Annotated in this window: 19 protein-coding genes, 1 rRNA gene and 1 pseudogene; 10 read left to right on the top strand and 11 right to left on the bottom strand. The window is 64.4% G+C overall.

Features of this window, described 5'->3' with window-relative positions; all coding sequences use genetic code 11:
- Nucleotide 1: 1 nt before the first annotated feature.
- Nucleotides 2–352: a VOC family protein gene (locus tag MTX35_RS12910; protein ID WP_243595358.1), complete on the bottom strand. Its 351-nt coding sequence runs from the start codon at nucleotides 350–352 to the stop codon at nucleotides 2–4.
- Nucleotides 353–500: 148 nt separating this feature from the next.
- Between MTX35_RS12910 and recC the strand changes: the two genes are divergently transcribed.
- Genes recC through recD form a run of 3 tightly spaced genes read left to right on the top strand, consistent with a single transcriptional unit; the run spans nucleotide 501 to nucleotide 8,940 of the window.
- Nucleotides 501–3,767 carry an exodeoxyribonuclease V subunit gamma gene (gene recC / locus MTX35_RS12905; RefSeq protein WP_243595357.1) on the top strand — a complete coding sequence of 1,089 codons (3,267 nt, stop codon included), beginning with the start codon at nucleotides 501–503 and terminating at the stop codon, nucleotides 3,765–3,767.
- Complete coding sequence (locus tag MTX35_RS12900; RefSeq protein WP_243595356.1) at nucleotides 3,764–7,081, top strand: UvrD-helicase domain-containing protein; 3,318 nt, start codon at nucleotides 3,764–3,766, stop codon at nucleotides 7,079–7,081. The genes recC and MTX35_RS12900 overlap by 4 nt, the downstream gene beginning before the upstream one ends.
- A complete protein-coding gene (gene recD / locus MTX35_RS12895; protein WP_243595355.1) occupies nucleotides 7,078–8,940 on the top strand; it encodes an exodeoxyribonuclease V subunit alpha in 1,863 nt (620 codons plus the stop codon). The genes MTX35_RS12900 and recD overlap by 4 nt, the downstream gene beginning before the upstream one ends.
- A 21-nt stretch (nucleotides 8,941–8,961) precedes the next feature.
- Here the strand turns inward: recD and MTX35_RS12890 are convergent, their stop codons facing one another.
- The 4 genes and pseudogenes from MTX35_RS12890 to MTX35_RS12875 all read right to left on the bottom strand — a co-directional run bounded on the left by MTX35_RS12890 (nucleotide 8,962) and on the right by MTX35_RS12875 (nucleotide 13,610).
- Nucleotides 8,962–9,780: a hypothetical protein gene (locus tag MTX35_RS12890; protein ID WP_243595354.1), complete on the bottom strand. Its 819-nt coding sequence runs from the start codon at nucleotides 9,778–9,780 to the stop codon at nucleotides 8,962–8,964.
- A 78-nt stretch (nucleotides 9,781–9,858) separates the two neighbouring features.
- Nucleotides 9,859–11,001: pseudogene (locus MTX35_RS12885) on the bottom strand (sulfite reductase subunit alpha); the annotation flags it as partial.
- A gap of 108 nt (nucleotides 11,002–11,109) precedes the next feature.
- Nucleotides 11,110–12,579, bottom strand: coding sequence for a DUF2079 domain-containing protein (locus MTX35_RS12880; RefSeq protein ID WP_243595353.1), 1,470 nt, complete (start codon nucleotides 12,577–12,579; stop codon nucleotides 11,110–11,112).
- Between the two features lie 50 nt (nucleotides 12,580–12,629).
- Nucleotides 12,630–13,610, bottom strand: coding sequence for a GTP pyrophosphokinase family protein (locus MTX35_RS12875; RefSeq protein WP_243595352.1), 981 nt, complete (start codon nucleotides 13,608–13,610; stop codon nucleotides 12,630–12,632).
- A 91-nt stretch (nucleotides 13,611–13,701) separates the two neighbouring features.
- On the opposite strand from MTX35_RS12875, the gene MTX35_RS12870 reads away from it, so the two are divergent.
- On the top strand, nucleotides 13,702–14,676 hold the full coding sequence (locus tag MTX35_RS12870) for a sigma-70 family RNA polymerase sigma factor (protein WP_243595351.1): 975 nt from the start codon (nucleotides 13,702–13,704) through the stop codon (nucleotides 14,674–14,676).
- Between the two features lie 12 nt (nucleotides 14,677–14,688).
- On the opposite strand, the gene MTX35_RS12865 is transcribed toward MTX35_RS12870, so the two are convergent.
- Nucleotides 14,689–15,096, bottom strand: coding sequence for a VOC family protein (locus MTX35_RS12865; protein ID WP_243595350.1), 408 nt, complete (start codon nucleotides 15,094–15,096; stop codon nucleotides 14,689–14,691).
- 168 nt (nucleotides 15,097–15,264) lie between these two features.
- Nucleotides 15,265–15,534 (bottom strand): hypothetical protein, encoded by a 270-nt coding sequence (locus MTX35_RS12860; RefSeq protein ID WP_243595349.1) that lies wholly within the window; start codon nucleotides 15,532–15,534, stop codon nucleotides 15,265–15,267.
- Nucleotides 15,535–15,803: 269 nt separating this feature from the next.
- Between MTX35_RS12860 and MTX35_RS12855 the strand changes: the two genes are divergently transcribed.
- Together MTX35_RS12855 and MTX35_RS12850 are read left to right on the top strand one after the other, a co-directional pair.
- Nucleotides 15,804–16,985 carry an NAD(P)/FAD-dependent oxidoreductase gene (locus MTX35_RS12855; RefSeq protein WP_243595348.1) on the top strand — a complete coding sequence of 394 codons (1,182 nt, stop codon included), beginning with the start codon at nucleotides 15,804–15,806 and terminating at the stop codon, nucleotides 16,983–16,985.
- Between the two features lie 70 nt (nucleotides 16,986–17,055).
- Complete coding sequence (locus MTX35_RS12850) at nucleotides 17,056–18,165, top strand: hypothetical protein (RefSeq protein ID WP_243595347.1); 1,110 nt, start codon at nucleotides 17,056–17,058, stop codon at nucleotides 18,163–18,165.
- A gap of 34 nt (nucleotides 18,166–18,199) precedes the next feature.
- On the opposite strand, the gene MTX35_RS12845 is transcribed toward MTX35_RS12850, so the two are convergent.
- The 4 genes from MTX35_RS12845 to MTX35_RS12830 are packed head-to-tail and all read right to left on the bottom strand — an operon-like array spanning nucleotide 18,200 to nucleotide 23,191.
- On the bottom strand, nucleotides 18,200–19,642 hold the full coding sequence (locus MTX35_RS12845) for a GntP family permease (RefSeq protein ID WP_243595346.1): 1,443 nt from the start codon (nucleotides 19,640–19,642) through the stop codon (nucleotides 18,200–18,202).
- Entirely contained in the window at nucleotides 19,639–20,277 is a 639-nt protein-coding gene (locus MTX35_RS12840; RefSeq protein WP_243595345.1) for a bifunctional 4-hydroxy-2-oxoglutarate aldolase/2-dehydro-3-deoxy-phosphogluconate aldolase, read from the bottom strand. Before MTX35_RS12840 ends, MTX35_RS12845 begins: the two co-directional genes overlap by 4 nt.
- Entirely contained in the window at nucleotides 20,274–21,887 is a 1,614-nt protein-coding gene (locus MTX35_RS12835) for an amidohydrolase family protein (protein WP_243595344.1), read from the bottom strand. The genes MTX35_RS12840 and MTX35_RS12835 overlap by 4 nt, the downstream gene beginning before the upstream one ends.
- 14 nt (nucleotides 21,888–21,901) lie before the next feature.
- Entirely contained in the window at nucleotides 21,902–23,191 is a 1,290-nt protein-coding gene (locus tag MTX35_RS12830) for an amino acid deaminase (protein ID WP_243595343.1), read from the bottom strand.
- A gap of 121 nt (nucleotides 23,192–23,312) precedes the next feature.
- Here MTX35_RS12830 and MTX35_RS12825 point away from each other — a divergent pair, with 121 nt between their 5' ends.
- From MTX35_RS12825 to MTX35_RS12810, 4 genes are all read left to right on the top strand, one after another.
- Nucleotides 23,313–24,335 carry a sugar kinase gene (locus tag MTX35_RS12825; RefSeq protein ID WP_243595342.1) on the top strand — a complete coding sequence of 341 codons (1,023 nt, stop codon included), beginning with the start codon at nucleotides 23,313–23,315 and terminating at the stop codon, nucleotides 24,333–24,335.
- Nucleotides 24,332–25,129: an IclR family transcriptional regulator gene (locus tag MTX35_RS12820; protein WP_243595341.1), complete on the top strand. Its 798-nt coding sequence runs from the start codon at nucleotides 24,332–24,334 to the stop codon at nucleotides 25,127–25,129. The genes MTX35_RS12825 and MTX35_RS12820 overlap by 4 nt, the downstream gene beginning before the upstream one ends.
- A complete protein-coding gene (locus tag MTX35_RS12815) occupies nucleotides 25,126–25,527 on the top strand; it encodes a RidA family protein (RefSeq protein WP_243595340.1) in 402 nt (133 codons plus the stop codon). The genes MTX35_RS12820 and MTX35_RS12815 overlap by 4 nt, the downstream gene beginning before the upstream one ends.
- Before the next feature lie 452 nt (nucleotides 25,528–25,979).
- Nucleotides 25,980–26,102: ribosomal RNA gene (locus MTX35_RS12810) — 16S ribosomal RNA — on the top strand; the annotation flags it as partial.

Raw genomic sequence — 26,102 nt, 5'->3', positions numbered from 1 at the left:
ATCAGTACTGCTCGCGAAAGCCGCCGATCGCCGTAATCGAATTGCCGTCGGGATCGGAGACCGTCGACAGTCTGACTCCCTTGTTCGCGTCGACGATGTCGCCGAAGTCGATGCCGCGGGAACGGGCGGCCTCGACGAACACCTCGATGTCTCCGACGGCAACGTTGAACAACGACGAGCCGGCCCGCTCGGAATCGACCGTCACTTGCAGCCAGGCAGCGGGGGCCACTTGCCACTCCACCAGACTCGGCATCGGGTTGTTGTCTGCGGGCCGATCGAACAGCCGCCGATACCAGCCGTCGGCCGAATCGATATCGCGCACCGCTATCACTGCAAGCACATGCTCGAACATGTCGTTCTCCTTCGTCTCGGCAAGGGGTCCACGGATACTGACCGGGATCGGCGGCCGGACTCATCGCAGAGAATCTGTCGGTGCCTCGAGTAGGGTCGTCACGAGCCCGAAATCGGGCACCAGGACGAGCAGGCAGGGGACCGCAACGGTGTTGACGCTCCACCGCGCCGAACGCGCCGGAACACTGGCGGCTGCACTCGCCGACATTCTGTCCGTGCCATTGGACGATCCATTCGCGCCCGAGATCGTGTCGGTTCCGGCGAAGGGCGTCGAGCGCTGGCTCACTCAGCGACTGTCGAGCACTCTGGGCAGCTCCGAGGGTGCGGGCATTGCAGCCAACATCGACTTCCCGAGCCCGGCGCGATTGGTGTCGCGCGCCATCGCCTCGGTCGACGATATCGATCCCGACGACGACCCCTGGGCTGTGGGCCGGGTGCTCTGGACCGCGTTGGAGGTGATCGACGAGTGCCGCACCGAACCCTGGGCCGCGGTGCTGTCCAAGCATCTGGGGGCCGGTTCCGAGGATCATCGTGCGGGACGCCGTTGGTCGACGGCATCGCATGTGGCAGAACTGTTTCGCACCTACGGATCTCAACGACCTCAGATGCTGCGCGACTGGTTCGCCGGACGCTTCACCGACGGACACGGCGGCGACCTGGACGAGGACCTGCTCTGGCAACCACGAGTGTGGGGCATGGTGCGGGAGCGAATCGGCAGCCCGAGTCCAGCCGAACGACTGCCGCAGACATGCGAACGACTGCGGGACGCACCGGAATCGGTGGAGCTACCGAGTCGATTGTCGGTTTTCGGCCCGACCCGACTGACGACCGATCAGCTCGACATACTCGGAGCGCTGTCGCACGCGCGCGACGTGCACATCTGGATTCCGCATCCGAGCCCGACCATGTGGAACTCCCTCGCCGATCGGCAGCGCGTGACTCGCCGACGAGACGACACGACGGCTCTGGCCGTCGAACACCCACTGTTGGCCGGTCTGTCGCGCGACGTGCGAGAACTCCAGGCGGTGATCGCTCCGGCGGCGACTCGTACCGTGCACCACGACGGCCCGCACCCGGCACCCACCCTGCTCGGGCGAGTGCAATCGGACATCACGGCCGACGCCCCTCCCTCCGGCGACGGCACAGTCGTCGCCGACGACACGGTGCAGATTCACGCTTGTCACGGGCCTGCGCGACAGGTCGAAGTACTACGCGAGTCGCTGCTGCATCTGTTCACCGACGACCCGTCGCTCGAACCGCGGGACGTCCTGGTGATGTGCCCGGATGTCGAGACCTACGCGCCGTTGATCCGCGCGAACTTCGGGCAGGCGGCGCTGGTACATCCAGGGCATCGGCTGCGCGTGCGCCTCGCCGATCGGGGCCTACGCCGCACCAACCCCGTCCTCGACGTCGTCGCCACGGTGCTGGATTTCTCGGAGGGGCGGGTGACAGCGAGCGAGCTGTTGGACTTCGCCGCCAGCGGCCCGGTGCGCGAGAAGTTCTCGTTGACCGACGACGATCTCGAGCGCCTGCGAGACTGGGTGACGACCTCCGGTGCCCGCTGGGGATTGACGGTTCGGCAACGAGAAGCGTTCGGTTTGAACAACTTTCGGCAGAACACCTTCAAGTCGGCGCTCGATCGCATCCTGCTGGGGGTGGCCGCGGACGAGACTCGGAACGAATACCTCGACCTCGCGCTGCCGCTCGACGACGTCGACAGCAACGACATCACCCTTGCCGGCCGCTTCGCAGAACTCGTCGATCGACTGGCGTCGGTTCTCCGAACACTTGCCGGCCCGGCGTCGGTAACCGAATGGACGCGGCACTTGAGCCGCGCCCTCGATCTCCTCGCCGACGTGCCCACGGCCGACGAATGGCAACTGGCACAAGCGCATCGTGAGATAGCCGACGCCACCGAACACGGCAGCGCGGCCGAACTTCGGCTCGCGGACGTGCGCGCGATGCTGGCCGGCAGACTGGCCGGGCGACCTACCCGGGCGAACTTCCGCACCGGTGAACTGACCGTGTGCACCATGGTTCCGATGCGATCGGTACCGCATCGAGTGGTGGTGCTCCTCGGGCTCGACGACGAGGTGTTCCCCCGGGTGGGCAGTATCGACGGCGACGACATTCTGGCCCGCGACCCAGCCGTCGGCGAACGAGACATCCGGAGTGAGGATCGGCAACTGCTTCTCGACGCGGTGATGTCGGCCGAGGAGAAACTACTGCTGTTCTATACCGGAGCCGACCCCGTCGACGGATCGGCGAAGCCGCCAGCGATCCCACTGCGCGAGTTGATGGACGTGCTCGAGGCGACCGCGGGCGGACGCGTCGAACATCGGCATCCGCTGCAGCCGTTCGACCCCCTCAACTTCGAGGCCGAGCACCCGTTCAGTTTCGACGCGGTAGCCCTGGCCGGAGCGGTGTCTCAGCAACGAACGCCCGGTCCGGCGACACCCTTCCTGCCCGATCCACTCCCGCCGGCTCATCGCGGGGACGTCGGCCTCGCCGAACTGATCGCCTTCGTCGAGAATCCGGTGCAGGCGTTCCTGCGCCAACGGTTGGGCTTCCGCGTTCCGGAGCTGGAGGACGATCTTGCCGACAGTCTCGACATCGAACTGGACCCGTTGTCCCGGTGGAGTATCGGCGACCGGATGCTCGCCGCGGTGCTCGCGGGCGGTGACATCGGAGAATTCGCCGACGCAGAGTGGCGGCGCGGCACCCTGCCGCCGTTCCACCAGGGCCGACGGGAGATGTCCGACATCAGACAGATCGTCGGGATCATCGCCGACGCGGCCGCGCCCTTCCATACGGGCGCGGCCGAGACCATCGACGTCGCGGTCGAGCTGGGCGACGGACGGCGCCTGACCGGCACCGTCACCGGAATTCACGGCCACACTCTCGCGCGCTCCTCGTACTCGCGCCTGGCCGCCAAGCATCGACTGGCCGCGTGGGTGCGGTTGCTCGCGGTAGCCGCATCGGAGACAGGGGAGTGGACCGCCGTCACCATCGGCCGGGCGAGCGGGATGCGCCCGCCTCGTCGCTCTTCGATGAGGGCCCCGCGTGACCCTGTCGCCGTGCTGCGGGAGTTGGTGGACTTGCGCGATCGCGGACTGGCGTCGCCGCTGCCGATCTCGACCGGTACCGCATCTGCGTACGCGGAGAAGCGGTTCGGAGGCGGTTCGATCGAGGACGGCTACGACTCGGCCACTTGGGCATGGCGCGGCGACTTCGGGGACGGAACCGATCGATCGTTGCGGTACGTCCACGGTCCGACCTTGTCGTTCCAGACTTTGCTCGCGACGGTCCCGCTCGCCGACGAGACGGAGCCGTCGAACGAGAACAGCCGCTTCGGCGTTCTGGCTCGAAAGCTGTGGGATCCGTTGCTGGCCGCCGAGAACATGGGAAATGCATGACCACCGCCCGTGGATTCGACCTGCTCGGTTCGATGCCGACCGGAACGACCGTCCTCGAAGCCAGCGCCGGAACCGGCAAGACGTATGCGATCGTCGGGTTGGCCGCGCGCTACATCGCCGAAGGAATCGCCGAGATTTCGGATCTGCTCCTGGTGACGTTCAGTCGGGCTGCGACCCAGGAACTACGGGATCGCACCCGCAGCAGATTCGCGTCGATCGCCCGCGACCTGGCAGACCCGGGCACCGCTCGTGCGTCCGAGGATCCACTCGTGGCATTCCTGGCCGCCGTCGACGACGCCGAAGTGGACAGGCGTCGAGGAAGATTGCGAAAAGCTCTGTCCGACTTCGATGCCGGGACCATCGTCACCACCCACAGCTTCTGCCAACGAATGCTCGACGGACTCGGCATAGCGGGCGAACGCGAACCCGAATCGACATTCGTCGAATCGGTCTCGGATCTCCTCGAGCAGGTCGTGGACGATCTGTATCTGCAGATGTTCAGCGGCGACGACGAGGCACCGGCATTCAGCAGGCGGGATGCTCAGCAGTTGGCGTTGGCGGCCGTGGGTGACCAGCAGTCGACTCTGTATCCCGACACCGAGGACCTGGACGACGACAACCGCGAGCCCGCTCTGCGGGTGCGGTTCGCCCGCGAAGCACGACGTGAAGTCGAACGTCGCAAGCGTCTACTCGGGGTGCGCGACTACAACGATCTGCTCGGACTTCTGCATTCTGTGCTGTCCGACCCAGTACACGGCGAGGCCGCCTGCGCGCGAGTGCGAGATCGATACCGCGTCGTGTTGATCGACGAGTTCCAGGACACCGACCCGATGCAATGGGACATCCTGCGGCGGGCGTTTCACGGATTCACGACGCTGATCCTCGTCGGCGATCCGAAGCAGGCCATCTACGCGTTCCGCGGAGCCGAGGTACTGAGCTACCTCGACGCGGTGCAGACCGCGGACCACCTCTACGAGCTCACGGCCAACTGGCGTAGTGATTCGGGGCTGCTCGACGCCCTGCATCATCTGTACGGCGGCGCAGCCCTCGGCCACGAGGACATCGTGGTGCACCGAGTCGAGGCGCGAAACCCGCTCTCGCGCATGGTCGGGCATCCTCCCTTGCGGGTGCGTTATCTCCCCCGAACCGGCGCTGGTCCACTGCGGCAGGGTTTTCCCGCAGTGGACCGACTTCGATCTCGGGTTGCGGCAGACGTTGCGGCGGACATCGTCGAGCTGCTGTCCCGACATGCCGTGATCGATCGACCCGACGGGCCCCGGTCGATCGAACCGCGGGATATCGCCGTGTTGACCCGAACGACCAAGCAGGTGGCGTTGATTCGGGACGCACTCGACGCGGTCGGGGTTCCGTCCGTCGTGTCGAGCAGCACCAGCGTGTTCGGCACCGAGAGCGCCCGAGATTGGTTGTGGCTGCTGCAGGCGATCGAACAACCTCATCGCACCGATCGCGTTCGCCTCGCCGCCTTGACACCGTTGCTCGGATGGACTGCTGCACAGCTCGATTCCGGGGCCGAGGACGCTCTGTCGCAGGTCAGCAGTCGACTGCGTGAGTATTCGGTGCTGTTCGACCAGGCCGGATTCGCAGCAGTGTTCGAGAGGGTGTCGGCCCAGTCCGGACTCGACGCCCGGCTGCTGGCGGTCGAGGCCGGCGAGCGCACGATGACCGACCTGCGTCATATCGCCCAATTGCTCAATCGCGCAGCGGTATCCGAGTCCTTCGGAATCACCGCCCTCACCCGGTGGTTGACGGACCGCATCAAGGAACCGGCGGCCGGCGGGTCGACCGATCGCAGTCGCCGGCTCGACAGTGATTCCGCCGCAGTGCAGATCATGACGACACACGGCAGCAAGGGACTCGAATTTCCGGTCGTCTATCTCCCGTATGCCTGGGACGCGTTGTACTTCAGCAAGCCGTCGACGTTGCTGTTGCACGAGAACGGCGAACGCATCCGAGACGTCGGCGGACCGTCCGGTGCGGGGTACGCGGCCAGGAAGGTGCTCAACGATCAGGAGGAGGCAGGCGAGGAACTGCGATTGCTCTACGTCGGACTCACACGAGCCGAGAGCCAGGTCGTCCTGTGGTGGGCACCGGGCCGGAACACCGCGACCTCCTCACTGCACCGCATGCTGTTCGGTCGCATCCCCGGAATTGCGCAGCCGGAGCGGTCGTACAAGGTGCTCGATGACGCGACGACTGCGAACCGGCTGCAATCCTGGGTCGGGTCGGCAGCCGACCTCGTCTCGGTCGAACCGGTGGGCCCCGGTGCACCATCGAGCGAGCACTGGATCCGACCCGAACAGGCGCACATCGACGTCGCTGCCGCACGCTTCGACCGAACCCTCGACCTACTGTGGCGTCGAACGTCCTACTCCGCGTTGACCGCTCACGCTCACGATGCCGCGCCCGTCCAGTCGGAGACGGGAGTAACCAGCGAGGCCGAACACCCCGAGAAGACCGACGAGCCTGCGGAACCACCGGTTGGCGAGGGCGAACAGCCGGAGGGAATTGCGTCACCGATGAACGGCATGCCCGCCGGTGCGGCGTTCGGAACGCTCGTACACGAGGCGCTCGAACACGTCGACACCTCCGCGCCCGATCTACTCGCCGAACTGGAGCGCCGTTGTGCAGCGGCTGTCGCAGCGCGGATGGCCGAGGTCGATCCGGTAGCTCTGGCCGCGGCCCTACTGCCGGTGATGCAGACACCGTTGGGATTCGGGACCCTCGCCGACACAGCGCCGTCCGACCATCTGGCCGAGCTCGACTTCGAGCTGCCCTTGGCCGGCGGCGACGATCCGGTGGCAGTCACGGTCACACTGAAGTCCGTGGCGCGCCTGTTGCGGCACCACCTCGATCCGACGGACGTGCTCGCGTCGTACGCAGATCTGCTCGACGATCTGGAAGCGACACCACTGCGCGGCTTTCTCACCGGAAGTATCGACTCGGTTCTTCGCGTGCCCGGACCGCGGTACGTCGTGGTGGACTACAAGACGAACCGTCTCGCCAGGGGGGATCTGACCACCGGTAACTTCACGCGCGAGAAGATGGCCCAGGAAATGATCCGCTCGCACTATCCGCTGCAGGCCATCCTGTATGCCGTTGCGCTGCATCGATATCTGCGATGGCGTCAACCGGACTACGATCCGACAGTGCACCTCGGTGGCATTCGCTACCTGTTCGTTCGGGGCATGGTGGGACCCCGGACTCCCGCCGGGTGCGGGGTGTTCGACTGGGATCCGCCCGCAGCTCTGGTAGTGGAGCTGTCGGACCTGCTCGGCGGGAGGGTGGTCCGATGACCGGGGTCTCGATTGCGCTGCGAGGCAGTGGGATTCTGCGTGTCTTCAACGATGCGGGTGTGCTGTCGGCATCCGATGTGCACGTGGCGTTGCGGCTCGGTGCCCTTGCCGGGGAGTCGTCGGAGCTGGTACTGCTCGCCACTGCCCTTACCGTGCGCTCGGTGCGATCCGGCTCGGTGTGCCTGGATCTGCGACGACTGCGAGACGTCACCGTCGACGAGGATTCGGATGTCGATCCGAGCGTCCTTCCGTGGCCCGAACTCGACGACGTACTCCGAGCACTGAGGGTGAGCCCACTGGTGGTCGGCAGTTCGAATGGACCGCTGAGGCCGCTGAAACTGGTCGACACCGATCGAGGTGAGCTGCTGTACCTGGATCGATATCATCTGCAGGAGAGCACTGTTCGAGATGTTCTCGACGCCCGTTCGCAGTCCCACCCGGCTGCCGATGCCGACGAGATCAGGGACGCCCTTTCGGCGCTGTTCGTGGACGAATCGGGTTTGCCGACGGCCGCTCCCGATCGACAGCGGATAGCTGCAGCCCTGGCGGCAACGCAGTGGACCACGGTCATCGCCGGCGGGCCGGGAACGGGAAAGACACATACGGTAGCGCGCATCCTGGCGCTGCTCGTCCGCGAGCACGGGAGCGACCTACGCATCGGACTGGCCGCACCCACCGGCAAGGCCGCGGCACGATTGCAGGAGTCCGTATCCGAACAGGCCGATCTACTCGGGCTTCCGGCGGAGCTGAAGGCGATGACGCTCCACCGACTTCTGGGGTGGAAGCCCGGCAGCAAGACGAGGTTTCGGCATGACGCCGAGAACCGGTTGCCGTACGACGTGATCGTCGTCGACGAAGTCTCGATGGTGTCGTTGACGATGATGTGCCGACTGCTCGAAGCGGTGCGTCCCGAGTCTCGGTTGATCCTCGTCGGCGACCCGGATCAGCTGACGTCGGTCGACGCGGGAGCAGTGCTTGCAGATCTGGTGGCCCGACCGGTCACCGGCACCGAGAATCCGGTGCTGGCGCAGCTCGTGGACGAGGATTTCGCCGCGGCCGAGGACCCTGCAGAGGCCGCTCTCAGCGGGTTCGAGCGAGATCGATTGCGCGGCGGCGTAGTTCGGCTCAGTCGTGGCCGACGGTTCGGCGGGGCCATCGCCCGCCTGGCCGTGGCCGTACGAGACGGTCGGGGCGACGACGTGATGGCGCTGCTCGAGTCGGGCGCGGAGGAGATTTCGTTCCAGGGCCCCGACGACGTCGATGCGCTGCGATCCGACGTTGTCGACACCGCAGCCGAGGTGACCGCCGCCGCTGCACGCGGAGACGCCACCGCAGCACTGCTCGGGCTCGAGAAACACCGCCTCCTGTGCGCGCACCGCGAGGGTCGATGGGGCGTCTCGCGATGGGACCGGCAAGCAATGGAGTGGGTAGGGGAAGGAAGCGGAACGTTTCTCGATCCCTCGCTCTGGTACCCCGGGCAACCTCTCTTGGTGACGGCCAACGACCACGAAGCGAGGATCTACAACGGAGATACCGGAGTAGTGGTGCTGGGTGACAACGGAACTCCGATGGCGGCGTTCGCCCGAGGACGCGGCCACGTGTTGATCCACCCGAACGTGCTCTCCTCGGTACATACCGTCTACGCGATGACGATCCACCGCAGTCAGGGCAGTCAGTACGACACCGTCTCGGTTCTGCTGCCCGCCGAGGCATCGACGCTGCTGACCCGAGAACTGCTGTACACCGCCATCACCCGGGCGCGCTCGCACGTCCGGGTCATCGGTACCGAGCAGGCCATCCGGGCAGGTGTGGAGCGTCAAGTGCTGCGGGCGAGCGGGTTGCGACGAAGAATTCTATAGTTCGTCGGGTTCTGTAACCCGTCAGCGGCACGCGTGCCGGTCCGCCGTGGTTACGGCCTCGATGCTGCGTGCGACCAACATCCAGGTACGCGCAAGATTTCTCGACACGGCGACCGGGTTCTCTGCGCCGGAGTCCGCAGATCGGCGGGCGCGTGCCGCAGCCGATCGATGCAGCGACAATGCTCGAAGTTTCAGCGCGTCGATATCGCCGCCCGCGCACACCGATCGAACGGTGCGCGCGTCGACGCGCCGACCGACCAACTGGCACAACGCCTGCAGTGACCTCAGCTCGGCAGGAACGTCGTCGGATGTCTCCGAGGGGCTTTCGGTCGCTGTGCCTGCCGTCCGTCCGACGAATCCGCGTTGTAGGTCGACCGGCCCGGACGACGCTCCGTCGGCCCCGACACCCCAAGCGCTCAGGAACGACGGGTGCGGCACGTTCCAGATCTCGCGGAACGCGCGCGTGATCATCTCCGCGACGAGCGCCGCATCTGCTCGGTCGTCGGTGCGTGTGAGATCGATGATCGACCCGTCTGCGACCGGCTTGCCTCGATCCAGCCAACCGCAGTCGAGGAGCTGCACATCAAGGGCCGTTGCGTCCGGGGCATCCGGGTAGAGCAGCGACGGCAGCGCTGCCACCGACACCAGCGGACCGCCGTCGGTCGCCGCAACATCGATGTACGGCCGCAAGCCACGCTCCCCGGGACTCGCCTGTGCAGCCGAAATCGTGATGTAGTCCCGCCGCGGCAATGTCCGAAGACGAGCATGCAGGTTTTCGGTGAACGTGGCCCACGCGAGCGCGGTGGTGGAGTCGAAATGGCCGTTCTGCAGTGCGGTCACGATGCAAACCCTCTTCTCGGACGAGAACTGATGCCTGTATCCGAGACCGTAGCGAGGGGGTCCGACAAGAACGGCTCGTCAGTACACGTCGCGCAGGTAGCGCTTGGATCGCTTGAGGTCGTTGACGTAGTCCTCGGCCGCGTCGGGGGAGCGACCACCGTGTTCGGCGACGATCTCGTGCAGTGCCTCGTCGACACCTTTGGCCATCCGGGCCGCATCACCGCACACGTAGAGGTGCGCACCTGCTTCGAGCCACCCGTACAGCTGCTTACCCGACTCGAGCATGCGGTGCTGTACATAGATCTTCTGCGGTTGGTCGCGAGAGAAGGCCAGATCGAGTCGAGTCAGCAGGCCGTCTCGCTCGAAATCGACGAGCTCGTCCTCGTAGAGGAAGTCGCTCGACCGATGCTGATCGCCGAAGAACAGCCAGTTCTCGCCCGTAGCGCCCCGTGCGCGACGCTCGTGCAGGAAAGCTCTGAACGGTGCCACTCCGGTTCCCGGACCGATCATGATGATCGGGGTGTCGTCGGATGGGAGGCGGAAGGACTTGTTGGCCGACAGGAACACCCCGGCCTGGTGTCCGTCCCCGACGCGATCGGCGAGATACGTCGAGCAGACGCCACCGCGATCACGCTCGGCCGATCGGTACCGGACCGTGGATACGGTGAGATGTACGGTGCCCGCGTGTGCGATCGGTGACGACGAAATCGAGTAGACCCGGTGTTGCAGTGGACGCAGCAAACCGAGAAATTCGGCTGGGTCGAATGCGCCCGGTCGATCGAGGTCGAGAACGTCCACGACGTCGCGACCCCATGTCCAGGCATCGAACGATGCCCGGTCGCCGTTCTGCAGAACGTGGTCGAGTTCGGCGTCACCGGCGCGTTCGGCCACCGCCTCGATCAGATCCATCGACGGGATACCGATCTCGTAGTCGGTGGTCAACGCGTGGGCCAGGGTGATCTCGCCGGACTTCGTGTGGACTGCGGTGTCGGCCGGCACTCCGAGACGCTCGATGACGGCAGCGACCAGTGCCGCGTCGTTGACCGGCTTGACGCCGAATCCGTCGCCGGCCTCGTAGGCGATGCCGCTCTCGCCGAGAGCGACCGCAAAATGCCGGACTTCCTTGGCGGACTCGGGACCGGACAGGCGTCGGTTGCTCAGGATCTGCGCGAGGTAGGGATTCTTGCGATTCCACGGCGAGCGCTTCGATGCGGTCTTGGTGGCGCCGAGATCGCCGGTTCGAGCGTCGATAATCTGTACCTGCCTTGCGATTGTCGTCACGGTGAGTCGAGCGAGGGGTCGATCGGCTCAAACACTAATCGGGACCACTCACCGGCGGTGGAGGACCTCGATACCGTCTACGGAGTAGACGACGTCGTATCCGGTCGACAGTGCCCGGTCGACTGCCTGGCGATCCCCGGTCTCGTCCGTCGGCCACCCTGCAGGCCGTTGCTGGTTGACGACGATCCAATCCGGGACGGTCGAATCGGTGGCGCGCTGCGGAAAGACCGACACGTCGTGGTCGGCGACGAGCTGTGCGACGAGATTGTTCGACGCAGCCACTCGATCGCCTGCGGGAATCGACTCGGATATCTCTCGGACGGTCGTCACTTGCGGATCGATCGTCCACTCCTGCGCATGCACCACCCGCGACATGGGCAGGAACGGCAACGCGATCACCGCGAACGCTGCCACGAACGCGACGATCAGCTTTCGGCCTCGTTCGGTGAGTTGACCGTGCCGGTGGCTACGCGCCAACGCGTCCAGCAAGGCGACGAACACGATGACCATCAGAATCGCGTTGTAGTGGTAGATCGGCTTCCAGAAGTTGGTGTTGTCACTGAGAAAGCGCCACGCGACTGTCGGTACGGCGACCAGCAACAGCGGGGATCGCAGGGCGAAGAAGCCGGTGACCGCGAGTAGTAGAAAGGCGGTGGCCGCTCGGGAATCGCCTGCGACCAACCCGTGCGCGGTGTCGGCGATGCCTTCACCGAGTGGAGGCAGTTTGGAGCCTTGGTCGTACGAGTTGTCCGAACTGAGCGCCGGGACGATCACCTTGACCGCGAGAACCACCCAAGCCAGCCCCCATACAGCCGTCAGCGCCCCCAGAATGCGTGTTCGTCCGGTCGTCCACAGTGCCACCAGAGCGCCGATCACGATCACCGTCAGGCCCATGTCCTCCTTGACGAATACCAGAGGTAGAGCCCAGGCCAGGGCAGGCAGCCAGCGGTGTCGAACCAGCGCGACCATCGACATCGCCAGCAGCGGCATCGCGAACGCCATCTCGTGGAAGTCGAAGTTCAACGCCGCCTGGACACCCCACGACAGTCCGAACGCCGCGGCGATCACGACGCCGACGGTCGTGCCGAACTTCTGAACCGCCAGCCGAGCGATGGGGATCACGGCCAGTGCGAACAGCACGGCCTGCGCAATCAGCAACGTCTCGGCGTGCGGGAACAATCGATAGACGGGGCCGAGCAACGCGGTGATGGGGGAGAAATGGTCGCCCAGGGTGTTGAACCCGGTCCCGAGCAGGTCGGAGGTCGGTGCCCGAAACTGCGAGTACGACGCGATCTGCTGGACGAATATCCCCAGATCGAACCCGGATGTGCGGAGTTGGCGATGCCCCAGCACGGACATCGTCGCATACAGACTCGCCAAAACGGCGAACGAGATGGCCGGCACCACCGTCTCGGGTGTGCGAAACCTCGCGTACCGGTCGGCGGACCCTCTCGTATCGGCCGCAGTGTCGACAGTGTCGGCATCGGTGACGACCGTGGAATTCTCGGTAGTGGTCACGAGAAGGCATGTCTACCGGACCGACGTGAGATGCTCCTGAGAACTCCAGGTCAGCGCTTGCGCTTCTTCGCAGGTTTGCGCCGTGGCGGCTGCGAGGTGAGGTGATAGTAGAGCGCATCCTCGGAGTCCTCGACGACCACATCGATGAAGTCGCCCACTTCGAGATAATCGTTGACGGCGATCCGGTCGGTCGAGCCGATGACCGCTTTCACCGATCGAGCGGGAACGAGGCCCCTGCGGCCGTCCGGGCCGACGGCGAGTGCATAGCGTGGACCGGTGCGGGTGACCCTGGCGCTGATGAAGTCCGGATCCTTCGGAATCGGGTCGGCCGCGAGCACGCCCCCGTCCTTCGACGCGGCTGTCAACGAGTCGAGCTGCGCGGCAAGATCATCGGCCATCGCATCCACCTGATCGAGCAGGTGGGCCATGTGCGCGGCGTAATCGGTGTGCTTCTTGGTCGGCTTGAGTGCCTCACCGGGCTTGTACATGTCCTCGTGGGTCAGCTCGCCCCAGGCGTCCTGCAGGCGGGTCTTGACCTGCACTTCGACCTTCACGTCGAGATCACCCTGATGTGTGGCCACTCGAACGACCAACACGGCGTGGTACGCGCGGTAGCCACTCGGCTTGGGAAAGGCGACGTAGTCGGTGGGTGGTTGCGCGAACCGCACAGAACATTCGGGGTCGTTGCATGCTCGCTCGAGCGCAGCGACGAACGACAGCTGATCGCGCGGGGTCTTGCACAGCACCTTGACGCCGACCAGATCGGGCAACGCCTCGGCGACGGCGTCCGCGTCGGTGGGCTCGTCGATTCGCCCCTCGGAGAGATAACGGCGCAGTTTGTCGGCCGATCTGCCCGGGTCCTTGATGCGAGCCGTCTGCGCATTCAATCGGTCTCGATCGACGTCCTCGAGAATCTCGTCGGCGATGGTCTCGAGGAAATTCTGCGCGGTGACGAGAGCGGCTTCCCACGCTCGACGACGCTGCAGGTACAGCTCTTCGACCAAGTCGTCGATACTCGTTGCCGATGTCACGATGCCGAGGTTAACGCAGAAGAGTCGGCAATCCTTTCGGCGGCGCGCGTTCGACCTGTGGCGCGACCGGGTCCGGTTTACGCTCTACCGCATGACCGTGGCCTCGGATCAGAAGGACGACTTCGTCCAGCAGTTCGATCCCTTTCGTCGTGAGTTGCTCGCGCACTGCTATCGCATGACCGGGTCGATTCACGATGCCGAGGATCTGCTGCAGGAAACGTACATTCGCGCCTGGCGTGGGTACGCCAACTACGAGGGCCGTTCGTCCCTGCGCACGTGGCTGTACCGCATCGCAACCAACACCTGTCTCACCGCGCTGGAGGGTCGGGCGAAGCGTCCTCTGCCGACCGGCTTGGGTGCACCGAGTTCCGGACCCACCGACGAACTCGTGCAGAACAACGAGATTCCGTGGCTCGAGCCGATCGCCGATTCCGATCTGGCGGATGCAACTGATCCCGCCTCCATCGTGGTGGCCAAGGAATCCGTGCGGCTCGCCTTCGTCGCCTCCCTGCAACATCTGTCGTCGCGGCAACGCGCGGTGCTGCTGATGCGCGAAGTGTTGCAGTGGAAAGCGTCGGAAGTTGCCGAAGTTCTCGCCACGACGACGACCGCCGTCAACAGCCTCCTGCAGCGAGCACGGGAGCGCCTCGACGAGATCGCGCCCGAGCTCGACAACGTCGAGCCCATCGAATCCGCGGAGCTACAGAAACTTCTCAGCCAGTACGTGGAGTGTTTCGAGAGCTACGACATCGACCGACTGGTCACACTGTTCACCTCGGACGCGGTGTGGGAAATGCCGCCGTTCGTCGGGTGGTACCAGGGTGGCGAGACGATCGGATCGCTCATTCGAAACAACTGCCCTGCAAACGGGGCGGGGGATATGCGGATGGTGTCGACCTCTGCCAACGGTCAACCTGCGTACGGGCTCTACATGCTGAGTGAGGGCGGTGTGCACCGGCCGTTCCAGCTGCATGTTCTCGATGTCGATGCCAGAGGGGTCGGGCACGTGGCCTGCTTCTTCGATCTGAGTCTGTTCGATCGCTTCGGTTTACCCGACCGCCTCTAGGCACAAGGTCGGTCAGCTCTCCGGGACGGCCGACGGGTCCATCCACATCACTTCCCACACGTGGTTGTCGAGATCTCGGAACGCCCGGCCGTACATGAACCCGTGGTCCTGGGGCTCCATCCACTTCGATCCACCCGCGGCGATCGCCGCGTCGGTGAGCGAATCGACCTCTTCGCGGCTGTCGGCCGAAACACACATCAGTACTTCCCGAGCCGAGCCCGTGTCGCAGATCGAGTCCGAGATGAAGTCCTCGAACCGAGAAGTGGCCAAGAACATCACGGTCGCCTGATCGCTGACGACCATCGAGGCACAGTTCTCGTCGCTGAACACATCGTTGAATTCGAATCCGAGACCCTCGAAGAATGCGCGGGTGGCGACGACATCGCGGACGGGCATGTTGGCGAACAGCATTCGGGACATGGATACACCTTTTCTGCGGGAACCTGCTGCGTCGAACCGTCGAACAACGGTCTTGCTCGTACTGACAGCTGCAGATCCGAAAAGTCACCGGCCGCACCGCCCCGACACGACGCGACCCCGCCGAGCAGGTGCTCGGCGGGGTCGCAGACTGCGAAGCTGAAAGGGGCGTTATCGGGTGATCTGCGCGAGGCGGGAAAGCATGCGCGAAAAAACGTGACCGTCGTTACCCAGCTCGGCGTACGGCTCGGTTTCCTGGCTCGACGCGGTGGCGTCGGGTGTTGCCGCAGCGAGTGTGCGGGCAAGGCGGGTGCGACGCTCGATGGCGTCGAGGATGGTGGCGTCCAGCGTTGAAACTTCGTCGAAGAGCTGGTCGACGTCGGCTGTCGCGATATCGGCGGTCTCGTTGCCAATTGCGAGCGAATCGATCTGAACAGTCACATCGTCTCCTTTTGTTCGCGTCCTGAGGTGTGAGTCGTTCGGTCGGCCGGAACTGTTACAGCTCGTCTCGAGTAAAAACGATGTTTCCTCGCCATGACCAACATGCCCACTCGACGGGCCTGGGCCAACCTCTTCGGGGTGTGATGCTGCATACAGTCCGGTCGGTTCCAGTACCAGGAGATTCGTCGAGCCGAACAGCGCGAAGATTGCCCCGGCGCTGTCCCGGGTAGCCCATGGAGCGAATCACGTCGACTTTCGAGGAGTGAACGATGCGTTACGACTACCTGATCATCGGCGGGGGAATGGTCGCCGACAGCGCCGCTCGCGGAATCCGCGAGCAGGACGACGCGGGAACCATCGGCATACTCGGCGCGGACCCGGACGAGCCGTACACGCGACCCGCCCTGTCGAAGAAGCTGTGGACCGACCCGGAGTTCGGCCGTGATCAGGTTCCGCTCGACACCGTCTCCGACACCGGTGCAGAGGTGCACACCGGAACTCGGGTCGTGTCGTTGGATCGCTCGAACTCGTCGGTGACGACGGAATCGGGAGATCGCCACGAGTACGGGACGCTGCTTCTGGCCACGGGAGCCGTACCGAACCAGCTCGAACTCGCCCCCAGCCCACGCGTTGTGTACTTCCGCACTTTTGCGGACTACCGAGCGCTACGCGAGCTCACGAAGACCGCCGATCACATTGCGGTGGTCGGCGGCGGCTACATCGGCACCGAGATCGCAGCGGCCCTGTCACTCCAGGGTGTGAAGGTCACTTTCGTGACGTCCGACGCCGTCTTGGGCGGGCATATGTTCCCGCCCAGTCTGGCCGCCGGTTTCGACAAGGGCTTCGCCGGCCACGGAGTAACCGTGCGCCGAGGGACCAAGGTCGTCTCCGGTGCCGAGGCGTCGGCGCGCGTACAACTGCAGCTCGACGACGGCTCGACCGTGGAGGCGGACGGCGTCGTGTTCGGTCTCGGCGTCCGGCCGAGCACAGAACTGGCCGACACTGCCGAGTTGGCGGTCGACGACGGCATCGTCGTCGACGAGTTCCTCCGGACCGCCGACGAACACGTCTACGCGGCGGGCGACGTGGCCAACTATCCCGACGCCATCCTGGGACGCCGACGCATCGAGCATGTCGACAACGCAACCGAGATGGGCAAGGCTGCCGGACGCAACATGGCCGGCGCCGCAGAGTCCTACTCGTACACTCCGTACTTCTATTCCGACGTCTACGACGACGGCTATCAGGCGATCGGCACGGTATCCATGTCGCTGAACGTCGTCGAGGACTGGAAGTCGGTAGGCAAGGAAGGCGTCGTCTACTACCTCGATGACGATGCTGTCGTTCGCGGTGTGCTCATGTGGAACGTCTGGGAAGGCCTCGACGTGGCGCGCACACTGCTGGCCGAGAAGAAGCCGCAGACCGAGCAATCGCTACGCGGTCTGATCTGAAGTTCTGGAACACTCGTGTGCGAGCGATCCGTAGACGACACTCGCGATGCGGCGTGAACTAGGAGAAGCGATGTCCGAGTTCGATGGCAGTGGGTCGGCCGAACAGCGTGCCCGATTCGACGACGAGGTTCACAGCCGCTGTGCGGACTGCCGGTTGCCCGGCCATTCCGAGCCACTGTCCGACGCGGCCGCCATCGCCATCGCGGCCGGGCAGGTCGACGAGGCCACCCGAGCGGTGCTCGTTCACCGTTGGCATGCCGGACGCTCGCTGCCGTCGATCGGAGGCTTCGGCGCGCTGCGCAGTCTGGTGGACGAGCGCGATCGGTGGCGCGCCAAGGACACGACGAGCAAGCCTGGATCGGCTCTGGCGTACCGGCTGCGAGTCGCCGAGCTGACCAAGCGCATCAATCACCACCGCACCACCGTGGTGATGTCGAATCGGCACTACGCCACCGGAGTCCGTGCGGCGCGGAAAGAACGGCGAGAGGGTGTGCATCTCGATCTGGACCAGCGGGACGCAGTGTTCGACGCCCTGACGAGAACGCCCGCGCCTCAGAAGTTCGGGCCGATCGCGGAACGCGGCCTGTCGCTGGTGGACGCGGCGACGGATCGAGTGAGCTCGCTGGCCCGGAGGACCCCGGTGGCCGACCGGGTGGAGTGGGCGACCGGACTTGTCGACCAGTTCGTCGATCGTAAGGACGACCGGTTCGACGATCGATACGACACCTTGCTGTTCCTGGCCGGCACTTCGTTCGATCGGGTGCGTCGGTCGCCGGCGTGGCAGTCGACGTACTTCGAGATCCAGCGCAATCAGCTGGATCTGTTCGTCGAGCTCACCGAGATCTCGGTCGATGCGACGTCGTTGCGCGCTGTTGCGGCCGAGCTGAACCGCATCGGTGAGACGATGGTGGACGAGGATACCGCCGCCCAGGTCGAATCCCGTCGCGGTGCACTGGAAGTGGTGTGGACACAGTTGACCGGACGGGTGGCCGCACTGGTTCGACTCGCGAATGTGGTCGAGTCCTCCGAGACCGAGGCGCGCACGTCCGACGCGATGGCCCGCGCGCACAGTCTCGACGACCGAATCGACGACCTGGTCGGGCGATCCGGTAGCCGGGAGATGTCTGCGGAGAACACACATTTCGTCGGTGATCAAGTGCGGACGCAGTGGCGCGAGTGAGTGCCGCCCAGGGCACCCGATCGCGCCACTGGCTCTAGGCGATGATCGCGAAGAGAACTCCCGCGACAGCAAAGCTGACCACGGACAGGATCGTTTCCAGGACCGTCCATGTTTGCAGTGTCTGCTTGACGGTCAGGTTGAAGAATTTCGCGATGATCCAGAAGCCGCCGTCGTTGACGTGGCTGGCGATGATCGAGCCCGCCGCGATGGACATGGCGATCAGCGCGACGGCCGGAGCCGAGTAGTCCTGCGCTGCCACGAGGGGGCCGACTATTCCACCTGTCGTCACGATGGCCACTGTCGCCGAGCCCTGCGCTACGCGTAGTGCACAGCTGATGATGTAGGCCAGGACGATGATCGGAAGTCCAGCAGCAGCCATGGTGTCGGCCAAGGCAGTACCGATCCCGGTGGCGGAGATGACTTTTCCGAAGAACGCGCCTGCTCCGACGACGAGCAGCAACATGCCCACCGGACGCAGGGATTCTCCGGTCAGTCTGCTCAGTTCCTGGACCGTCGATCCGCGGCGGATTCCCAGCACGTAGAACGCGATCAACACGGCGATGAGCAGCGCAACGGCGGGTGTGCCGAAGAACGTCAGAACTTCGAGCAGGTTGCCGGGGTCGAGCAGAATGCTGCCGAACGTGGCACCGAGGATGAGGACCAGCGGGACGGCGATGATCGCTCCGATGGTGCCCACCGACGGGGGCGTCGTGACGACGGGGCGCTTGGTGGTGACCGTTCCGGCACCTCCGCCCTCGGTGGAGCTCGCGTCGTCCCCGTCGTTGATGAAGTCGTCGGGTACATCCACGATGATGCGCTTTCCGATCCAATTGCCCCACACCAGGCCGGCGGCGATGAATCCTGGTATGCCGCAGATGAATCCGAACAGGATGAGCCATCCCAGGTTCACCTCGAGCAAGCCGCCTAGGGCAACCGGTCCGGGATGCGGCGGCAGGAAAGCGTGTGTCATGGACAAGCCCGCCAGCATCGGCAGTGCGTAGAGCACCAACGACTTTCCGCCCTGACGCGCCGCCACGTACACCAGCGGTGCCAACACGAAGATGCCGATGTCGAAGAACACCGGAATGCCGAAGATCAACCCCAGCAGACCCATTGCGACGGGTGCTCCGCGTTCTCCGAAGACACCCAGTAGCTTGGCGGTCAGTGCTTGTGCGCCACCGGACTTCTCCAGTATCGCGCCGAGCACCGTTCCCAGCCCGATGATGACGGCGATGTGACCGAGAATTCCGCCGAATCCGGTCTCCAGCAACGACTCGTTGCTCTTGATCGCAGTGCCGACTATCTCGTTCACGGGCAAACCGGCAGCCAGCGCCAAGCCGAGGCCGACGATGAGCAGCGCGATGAACGGTTCGAGCTTGACCTTGATGATCACTACGAGCAGTACGGCAATTGCGATGCCGCACAACACGAGTAGACCGGGCGTGGAGGTTCTGAGCCAGTCGACCACAGAATTCATGACGAGCCTTCCTTGATGTCTGCACTGATAGCCGTCACGAACGCCTGTGCTCGTGCGGTGATGTCGTCCCACTGGGCGGCCGCGACCGACGCCGGTGGAACCACATCGGTGCCTGCAGTCACTGCGACGGCACCGGATGTCAGGAACTGGGCGGCGTTGCCTTCGTTGACTCCGCCGGACGGAACGAGTCGAGCGTCGGGGAAGGGGCCGAGCAAGTCCTTGAAGTACGCAGGCCCGACGGTTCGTGCCGGAAATATTTTCACGGCATCCGCTCCGAGATCCAGGGCGGTCATCACTTCCGACGGGGTGAGCGCGCCCATCATCAGCGGGATCCCGGCGTCGGTGACGATCGCGGCAACGTCGGGGCGGAGCCCGGGAGTGACGACGAAGTGTGCCCCGGAATCGATCGCGGACCGCGCTTGGTCGGAGGTCAGGACTGTGCCCGCCCCGACGACTGCACCTGCGTTCGATGCGGCGCGGATCAGTTCGAGGACGCCGGGTGTGGTGAAAGTCAGCTCGAGCGCACGAATTCCTCCGCGCGCGAGCGCATCTGCCAACGCAGCAGGATCGGAGATGTGCGGGGCGCGGACCACCGACAGTGCGCGGTCCTCGAGAATCGTCGTCAATGCATTCATGATGTTTGCTTTCCGGTGGGATTCATCCGCAGGGCGTGGCCTGCCAGAGAATGCGTGGGCCGTCGATCGTCGATGGCGAACGCGCCGTTGACCATGACGTGGCTGATGCCCTCGGCCTGTTGCTTCGGGTTCTCGAACGTGGCCGTGTCGCGCACGGTCGTCGGGTCGAACAGGACGAGATCGGCTGCGTGCCCCTCGGCGATCGTGCCGCGGGCGCGCAGGCGGAGCCGCACAGCGGGACGACCGGTCAGGTGATTGATGCAGTCCTCCAGCGAGAGCAGCTGCTCGTCCCGGACGTAGTGACCCAGGTAGCGGGGGAACGTTCCCCAGGCGCGTGGGTGCGGCTTCTCGCCGACCAGGATCGCGTCGCTGCCGCCCATATGGCGTGGATGCGCCATGATCTCTCGGACGTTCTCCTCGTGGCCGACGTGCTGCAGGATGGTGGTGGCCAGCGCGTCTCGGCGGAGGAAATCGAAGAACACGTCCACCGGGGACCGACCCGCCTCGGCCGCTATGTCGGACATCGTGCGCCCGACGTAGCGATCGAGCTCCGGATTCGCCACTCCACTGAGCTGGATGGTCTCCCACTCGACGGTGACGCCATGGCAGCCGTCGGACCCGTCGACGTCGACGTCCTGTGCGATGCGTCGACGCATGTCCGGATCGCCGAGTCGTTCGAGTGCGCGATCCGGGCCACCCGACATCGCCCAACTCGGTAGCAGCGCAGACAGAGTGGTGGCTCCGGGCAGATACGGATACGTGTCGAGGGTGACGTCGCACCCGTCGGCGATCGCAGAATCGACGCGGTCGAGAAACTCGCGTGCCCGGCCCCGATTGACGCCGAAGTTCATCGTTGCATGCGTCAGGTGCAGTGCGCATCCCGTGTCGCGGGAGAGGTCGAGCATCTCCTGGTACGCGTCGAGCGCCCCCGCGCCGTACGAACGAGTGTGGGGTGCATAGAAACCGCCGAAATCGGCGACGACCTCACACAGTGCACGCAACTCACTTGTGTCCGCGTACATTCCGGGCGTGTACGTCAAACCGCTGGACATTCCGACGGCACCCTCCTGCAGCCCCTGTGCCAACAGCTCCTGCATGTGGGCTATCTCGGACGGCGTCGCGGGTCGCTGATCGGCACCTACCGCCAGGTACCGCAATGTTCCCTGGGGAACGAGATAGGCAGCATTCGGGGTGATTCCCTGATCCAGGCGAGTGAGGTACTCCGACACCGAACGCCACGAGAAGTCGAGGTCGACGGGATTGCCGTTCCATCCGGCGATCTGACGCCGCACCACGTCGAGCGTCGCGTCGTCGATCGGAGCGTAGGCAATGCCGTCCTGTCCGATGACCTCGGTCGTGACGCCCTGACTGATTTTCGGAAAGTGGTCGGGGTCGGTCAACAAACGTAGGTCGGAATGCGCGTGCATATCGATGAACCCGGGGGAGAGGACCTGGCCCGGCGAGGCGCCGACGATTCTGTCGGCACCGGGCACGGTTCCGGGTTCGGCGATCGATGTGATGATTCCGTCGCTCACGAGAACGTCGCGACGCACACGTGGCGCTCCGGTGCCGTCGATGACATCGGCACCGCGAAAGAGAGTGCTGGGCATTGGGTTTCGCCTCTCTAGAAGAATGTGTGCACGAGGTCGACCACGTGGGGGTCCTCGCCGTCCGCGTCGTCGACTACGGGAACGAGTCGCCACTTGTCGAAGGCCGTGCAGGGGTGAGACAGGCCCAGACGTACCACGGACCCCACCGGCAGAGCAGTGTTGTCCTCGGCCGGGAGTCGAAGGAAGGCGTGCTGGTCGTTCAGCGCGGTGACCTCGGCATTCGGGTCGAGGATCTCGGTCCCTCGAATATGTTGCGCGACAGGCATTCCTTCATCGAAGGGGAAGTCGCGCTTTCCTGCGTCGAGCAGTGCGAGCCCGGGCTCCGGACGAGATACCGTGCGTGCCCATCCGTGCATCGCAGACATCAGTGGTACGTCGGTTCGGGCGGGAGTGAGTGGTGAGATCTGCGAGTAGAAGCCGTCGTCGTGCACCACGTAGGCTCCCGAGCGCAGCACTACGTCAGTAGGTACCCCCTCCCCGATGGTGAGGGAATGCAACCGCTCGACAACGAGGTCCTGGTAGGCGCTCCCGCCGGCGGTCACAATCGCATGCTTGCCGTACAACCCTTCGGCATCGAGGGCGCGATGGAGGGCAGCGACGTTGTCGAGGTATGTCCGAACTGCCCCCAGGCCACTGTCCGAGCGGTCGTGGCTCAGTGCGCCCTCGTAGCCGCCGACCCCGGCCAGGGTGAGCCGGGAGGACGACGCGATCGCACGGGCTGTCGCGGTTGCCTCCTCGATCGTGCGCGCGCCGGTTCGGCCGTGCGGGCCACCGAGTTCGACCACGACCGAGACCGGGCGGGTTCCCTGCGTCGAAAGAATGCGGTCCATCTCGTGCACCGTCGCCACGCTGTCCGCCCAGCAGTAGAACTCGAAGGTCGGGTGCGAATCCAGTTCGGCCGCAATCCACGTCAACGCCACCGGGTCGATTTCGGCGTTGGCAAGAACGATACGTTCGACCCCGAACGCGCGCGCCGCCTGAACCTGCCACCCGGTTGCGAGGGTGATGGCCCAGCTGCCGGCGTCGAGCTGCTGCTTCCACAGTTGAGGGGCCATCGATGTCTTGCCGTGGGGTGCGAGCAGCACGCCCGCGCGCACCGTCCACTCGGCCATGACCGAGATGTTCGATGCGATTCGCTGTCGATCCAAAGTGAGTATCGGCGTCGTGAACTCGGAGAGCCGTGGCGACGTGGCGAGAAAGCTCTCGATGGTGTGTCCCCACGATCTCGGGGGCAGTGCCTTGTGCTCGGGTCCGAGCACTCGTTGGTTGAGTGCCTCGACGGCATCGGTATTTATCACGGTCATCTCCTCGATCCGGGAAATCTCAGATACGTTGCGTATTCTGCAACGCTAGTTGCGCAATGTGTTTATGCTTTGTAGTCTGCAACGAAAGTCAGTGTTCCCGCAAGAGTTCGAGGAGATCGACGTGAAAGCACCACGAGCGGTGTGCGTAGGCGAAGGCCTCGTCGTTCTGGTTGCCGAGCCGGGCCCACTCGAGCAATCGACCGTGTTCCACCGCACGTCCGGGGGTGCGGAAGCCAACGTGGCCAGGGTGTTCGGCCAGCTGGGCGTCGACGCATCGTGGATCTCGCGAGTGGGCGACGACGGATTCGGCCGATACCTGGTTCGGCAACTGGTAGGGGCGGGCGTCGACACTTCCGGTGTGGCGATCGACGCCGAGCGACCCACGGGTATGTACGTGAAGGAACGCGGCTCTGGCTCCGGCGACCGTCACGATCTTGCGTTCGGAGACAGTGCGATGACGTACTTCCGTGCCGGCTCGGCTGCGAGTGCTCTGTCTCCCAACGATATTCGCGGTACTGCTTCGGACCTGATCGCCGGCGCAGACGTGATTCACTTCACCGGAATCACCGTGGCCATCTCGGAAACCGCGGCCGACCTGACGAGATGCCTGATGGATTCACCCACAGTCGTCAGCTTCGATCTGAACTATCGGCAGGCTCTGTGGAAATCTCGACCGAACGCAGCTGCACGCGTGCTCGGTGAACATGTTCGGGGAAGCGATGTGGTGTCGATGGGTGCCGACGAGGCAGGACTCGTGTTCGGAACGTCCGATCCCGCCGAGTTGCGCGAATTGTTTCCGGAACCACGACATCTGGTCATCAAGAACGACGCACACACGGTGACGGCGTTCGAGGGAAATTCTCGGGTGGACGTCCCTGCTCTGAAACTCGACGTGGTCGAGAAGATCGGTGCCGGAGACGCCTTCGCGGGCGGTTACCTGACCGGATTGTTGCTCGGCAAGAGTGCTGTCGCGCGTGTTCGGTTCGGCCATCTGTGCGCAGCGGGAGCCCTGACCGGGCACGGCGACATTGCGTCGGTGCTGCCCCTGGCGGTGCTGACCGAATTGGCGGAACTGCACGACGCCGATTGGGCGAGGCTGGACTACGCAGCCAATGCCGTGAGTCGGTCGGAGGTGCCGCAGTGAGTCAAAGCCTCGCACGGGCGATGACACTTCTCGGCTTGCTCGGCGACGGACCGCGATCACTGGACGAGTTGGCGTCGGTGCTCGAGGTCCACAAGACGACCGTGCTTCGGCTGCTTCGCACGATGGAAGCCGACAGATTCGTCCAGCACGACGCGGATCACCGATATCAGCTCGGATCCAGGTTGTTCGAGCTCGCCAATAATGCGTTGGAACAGCGTGACGTTCGGAGCATCGCGCGGCCGCACTTGGCAGAACTGAACTCGATCACCGGTCAGACCGTCCACCTCGCCACCTACGAGGCGGGCGTTGTCATCTACATCGACAAGTTCGACGCCCAACAGAGCGTTCGTATGTACTCGCGGATCGGAAAGCCTGCACCGCTGCACTGCACAGCCGTGGGGAAGATTCTGATCTCCGCCCGCCCCGAGGCCGAGCGCGCGAAGATCGCAGACGGCATCACCTACACGCCGTTCACGGAACGAACCATCACGACGGCCGAGGGTTATCTGCGTGAGCTCGAACTCGTGCTGGAGCAAGGATTCGCCGAAGATCGCGAGGAGCACGAGTCCTTCGTCAACTGCATCGGCTGCGCAGTACGCAACGGAACAGGTGACGTGGTTGCGGCTGTGTCGATGTCCGTGCCCGACATGGTGCTCGATCACCAGCAGGTGCTTGCGGCGCTCCCCGATGTGCAACGCGCGGCAGCGGCGATCTCCGAGGGACTGGGCTGGCGACCCAGCCGAGAACGGAACGAAACGACAGAAAATCCGAGTCAGACGAAAGGGATGCAATGAGCGAGAAGATCGAAATTCGAACCACGGGTGCTCCTGCGCCGACCCATACCTTCTCCCAGGGAGTCCGCAAGGGACCGTTCGTACAGGTCTCCGGGCAGGGGCCCGTCGACCCAACCACCAGCGAGTATCTGTACCCAGGTGATGTCGCTGCGCAGACCACTCGCACGCTCGAGAACGTCAAAGCCATCGTCGAGGCCAGCGGCGCAACGTTCGACGACGTCGTGATGTTGCGGGTCTATCTGACCAAGCGAGAAGACTTTCCCACCATGAACGACGCCTACGGGCACTTCGTGTCGGCGCACACCTCGGGTGACGTACTGCCGAGTCGAACGACTGTCTTCACCGGATTGCCCAGGGAAGAGATGTTGGTCGAGATAGACGCCGTCGCGATCATCTGATCGACGCCGTGCGCAAGATGTTCACACGGAAAGAACATCTGACCTGGCGATTTGCGTATGCGTTGGTCTTCGCGTAACTTTTGTCGAGTCAGAGCGACACGGACACCGACCCGGTCTTCACGGATAGGGACACGAGGTTGTACGGAGTATGCACTGACCAACCCAGGCAAGGCTTGAAAGTAATGAGTCATGTCTGGGGTTCCAGCGTGTAAGCCCCGGAGTTACCGTGCATACGGTAGTGATGGTGTGTGCGTGTTCTTTGAGAACTCAACAGTGTGTCGATGAATGTCAGTGCCGAATTTTATTTGGTGAAAGCATTCGATGTATCAGCCATCCGCTTGTGGTGGTTGTTGTCGGGTGTTGTTTTGAAATGCTAGTTGAGTTTTTTTGCTAGTGATTTGACTCTTTATGTTTATGACTGATTTGCAGTTTCGACTGTTGATCGAGAGTCTTTTACGGAGAGTTTGATCCTGGCTCAGGACGAACGCTGGCGGCGTGCTTAACACATGCAAGTCGAGCGGTAAGGCCTTTCGGGGTACACGAGCGGCGAACGGGTGAGTAACACGTGGGTGATC

This window comes from Rhodococcus sp. ARC_M12 (genome assembly GCF_022810385.1).
GTDB classification, from domain to species: domain Bacteria; phylum Actinomycetota; class Actinomycetes; order Mycobacteriales; family Mycobacteriaceae; genus Rhodococcoides; species Rhodococcoides navarretei.
The sequence above is the reverse complement of the archived record's forward strand: the minus strand, read 5'-3'. Positions and strand labels throughout refer to the sequence as shown.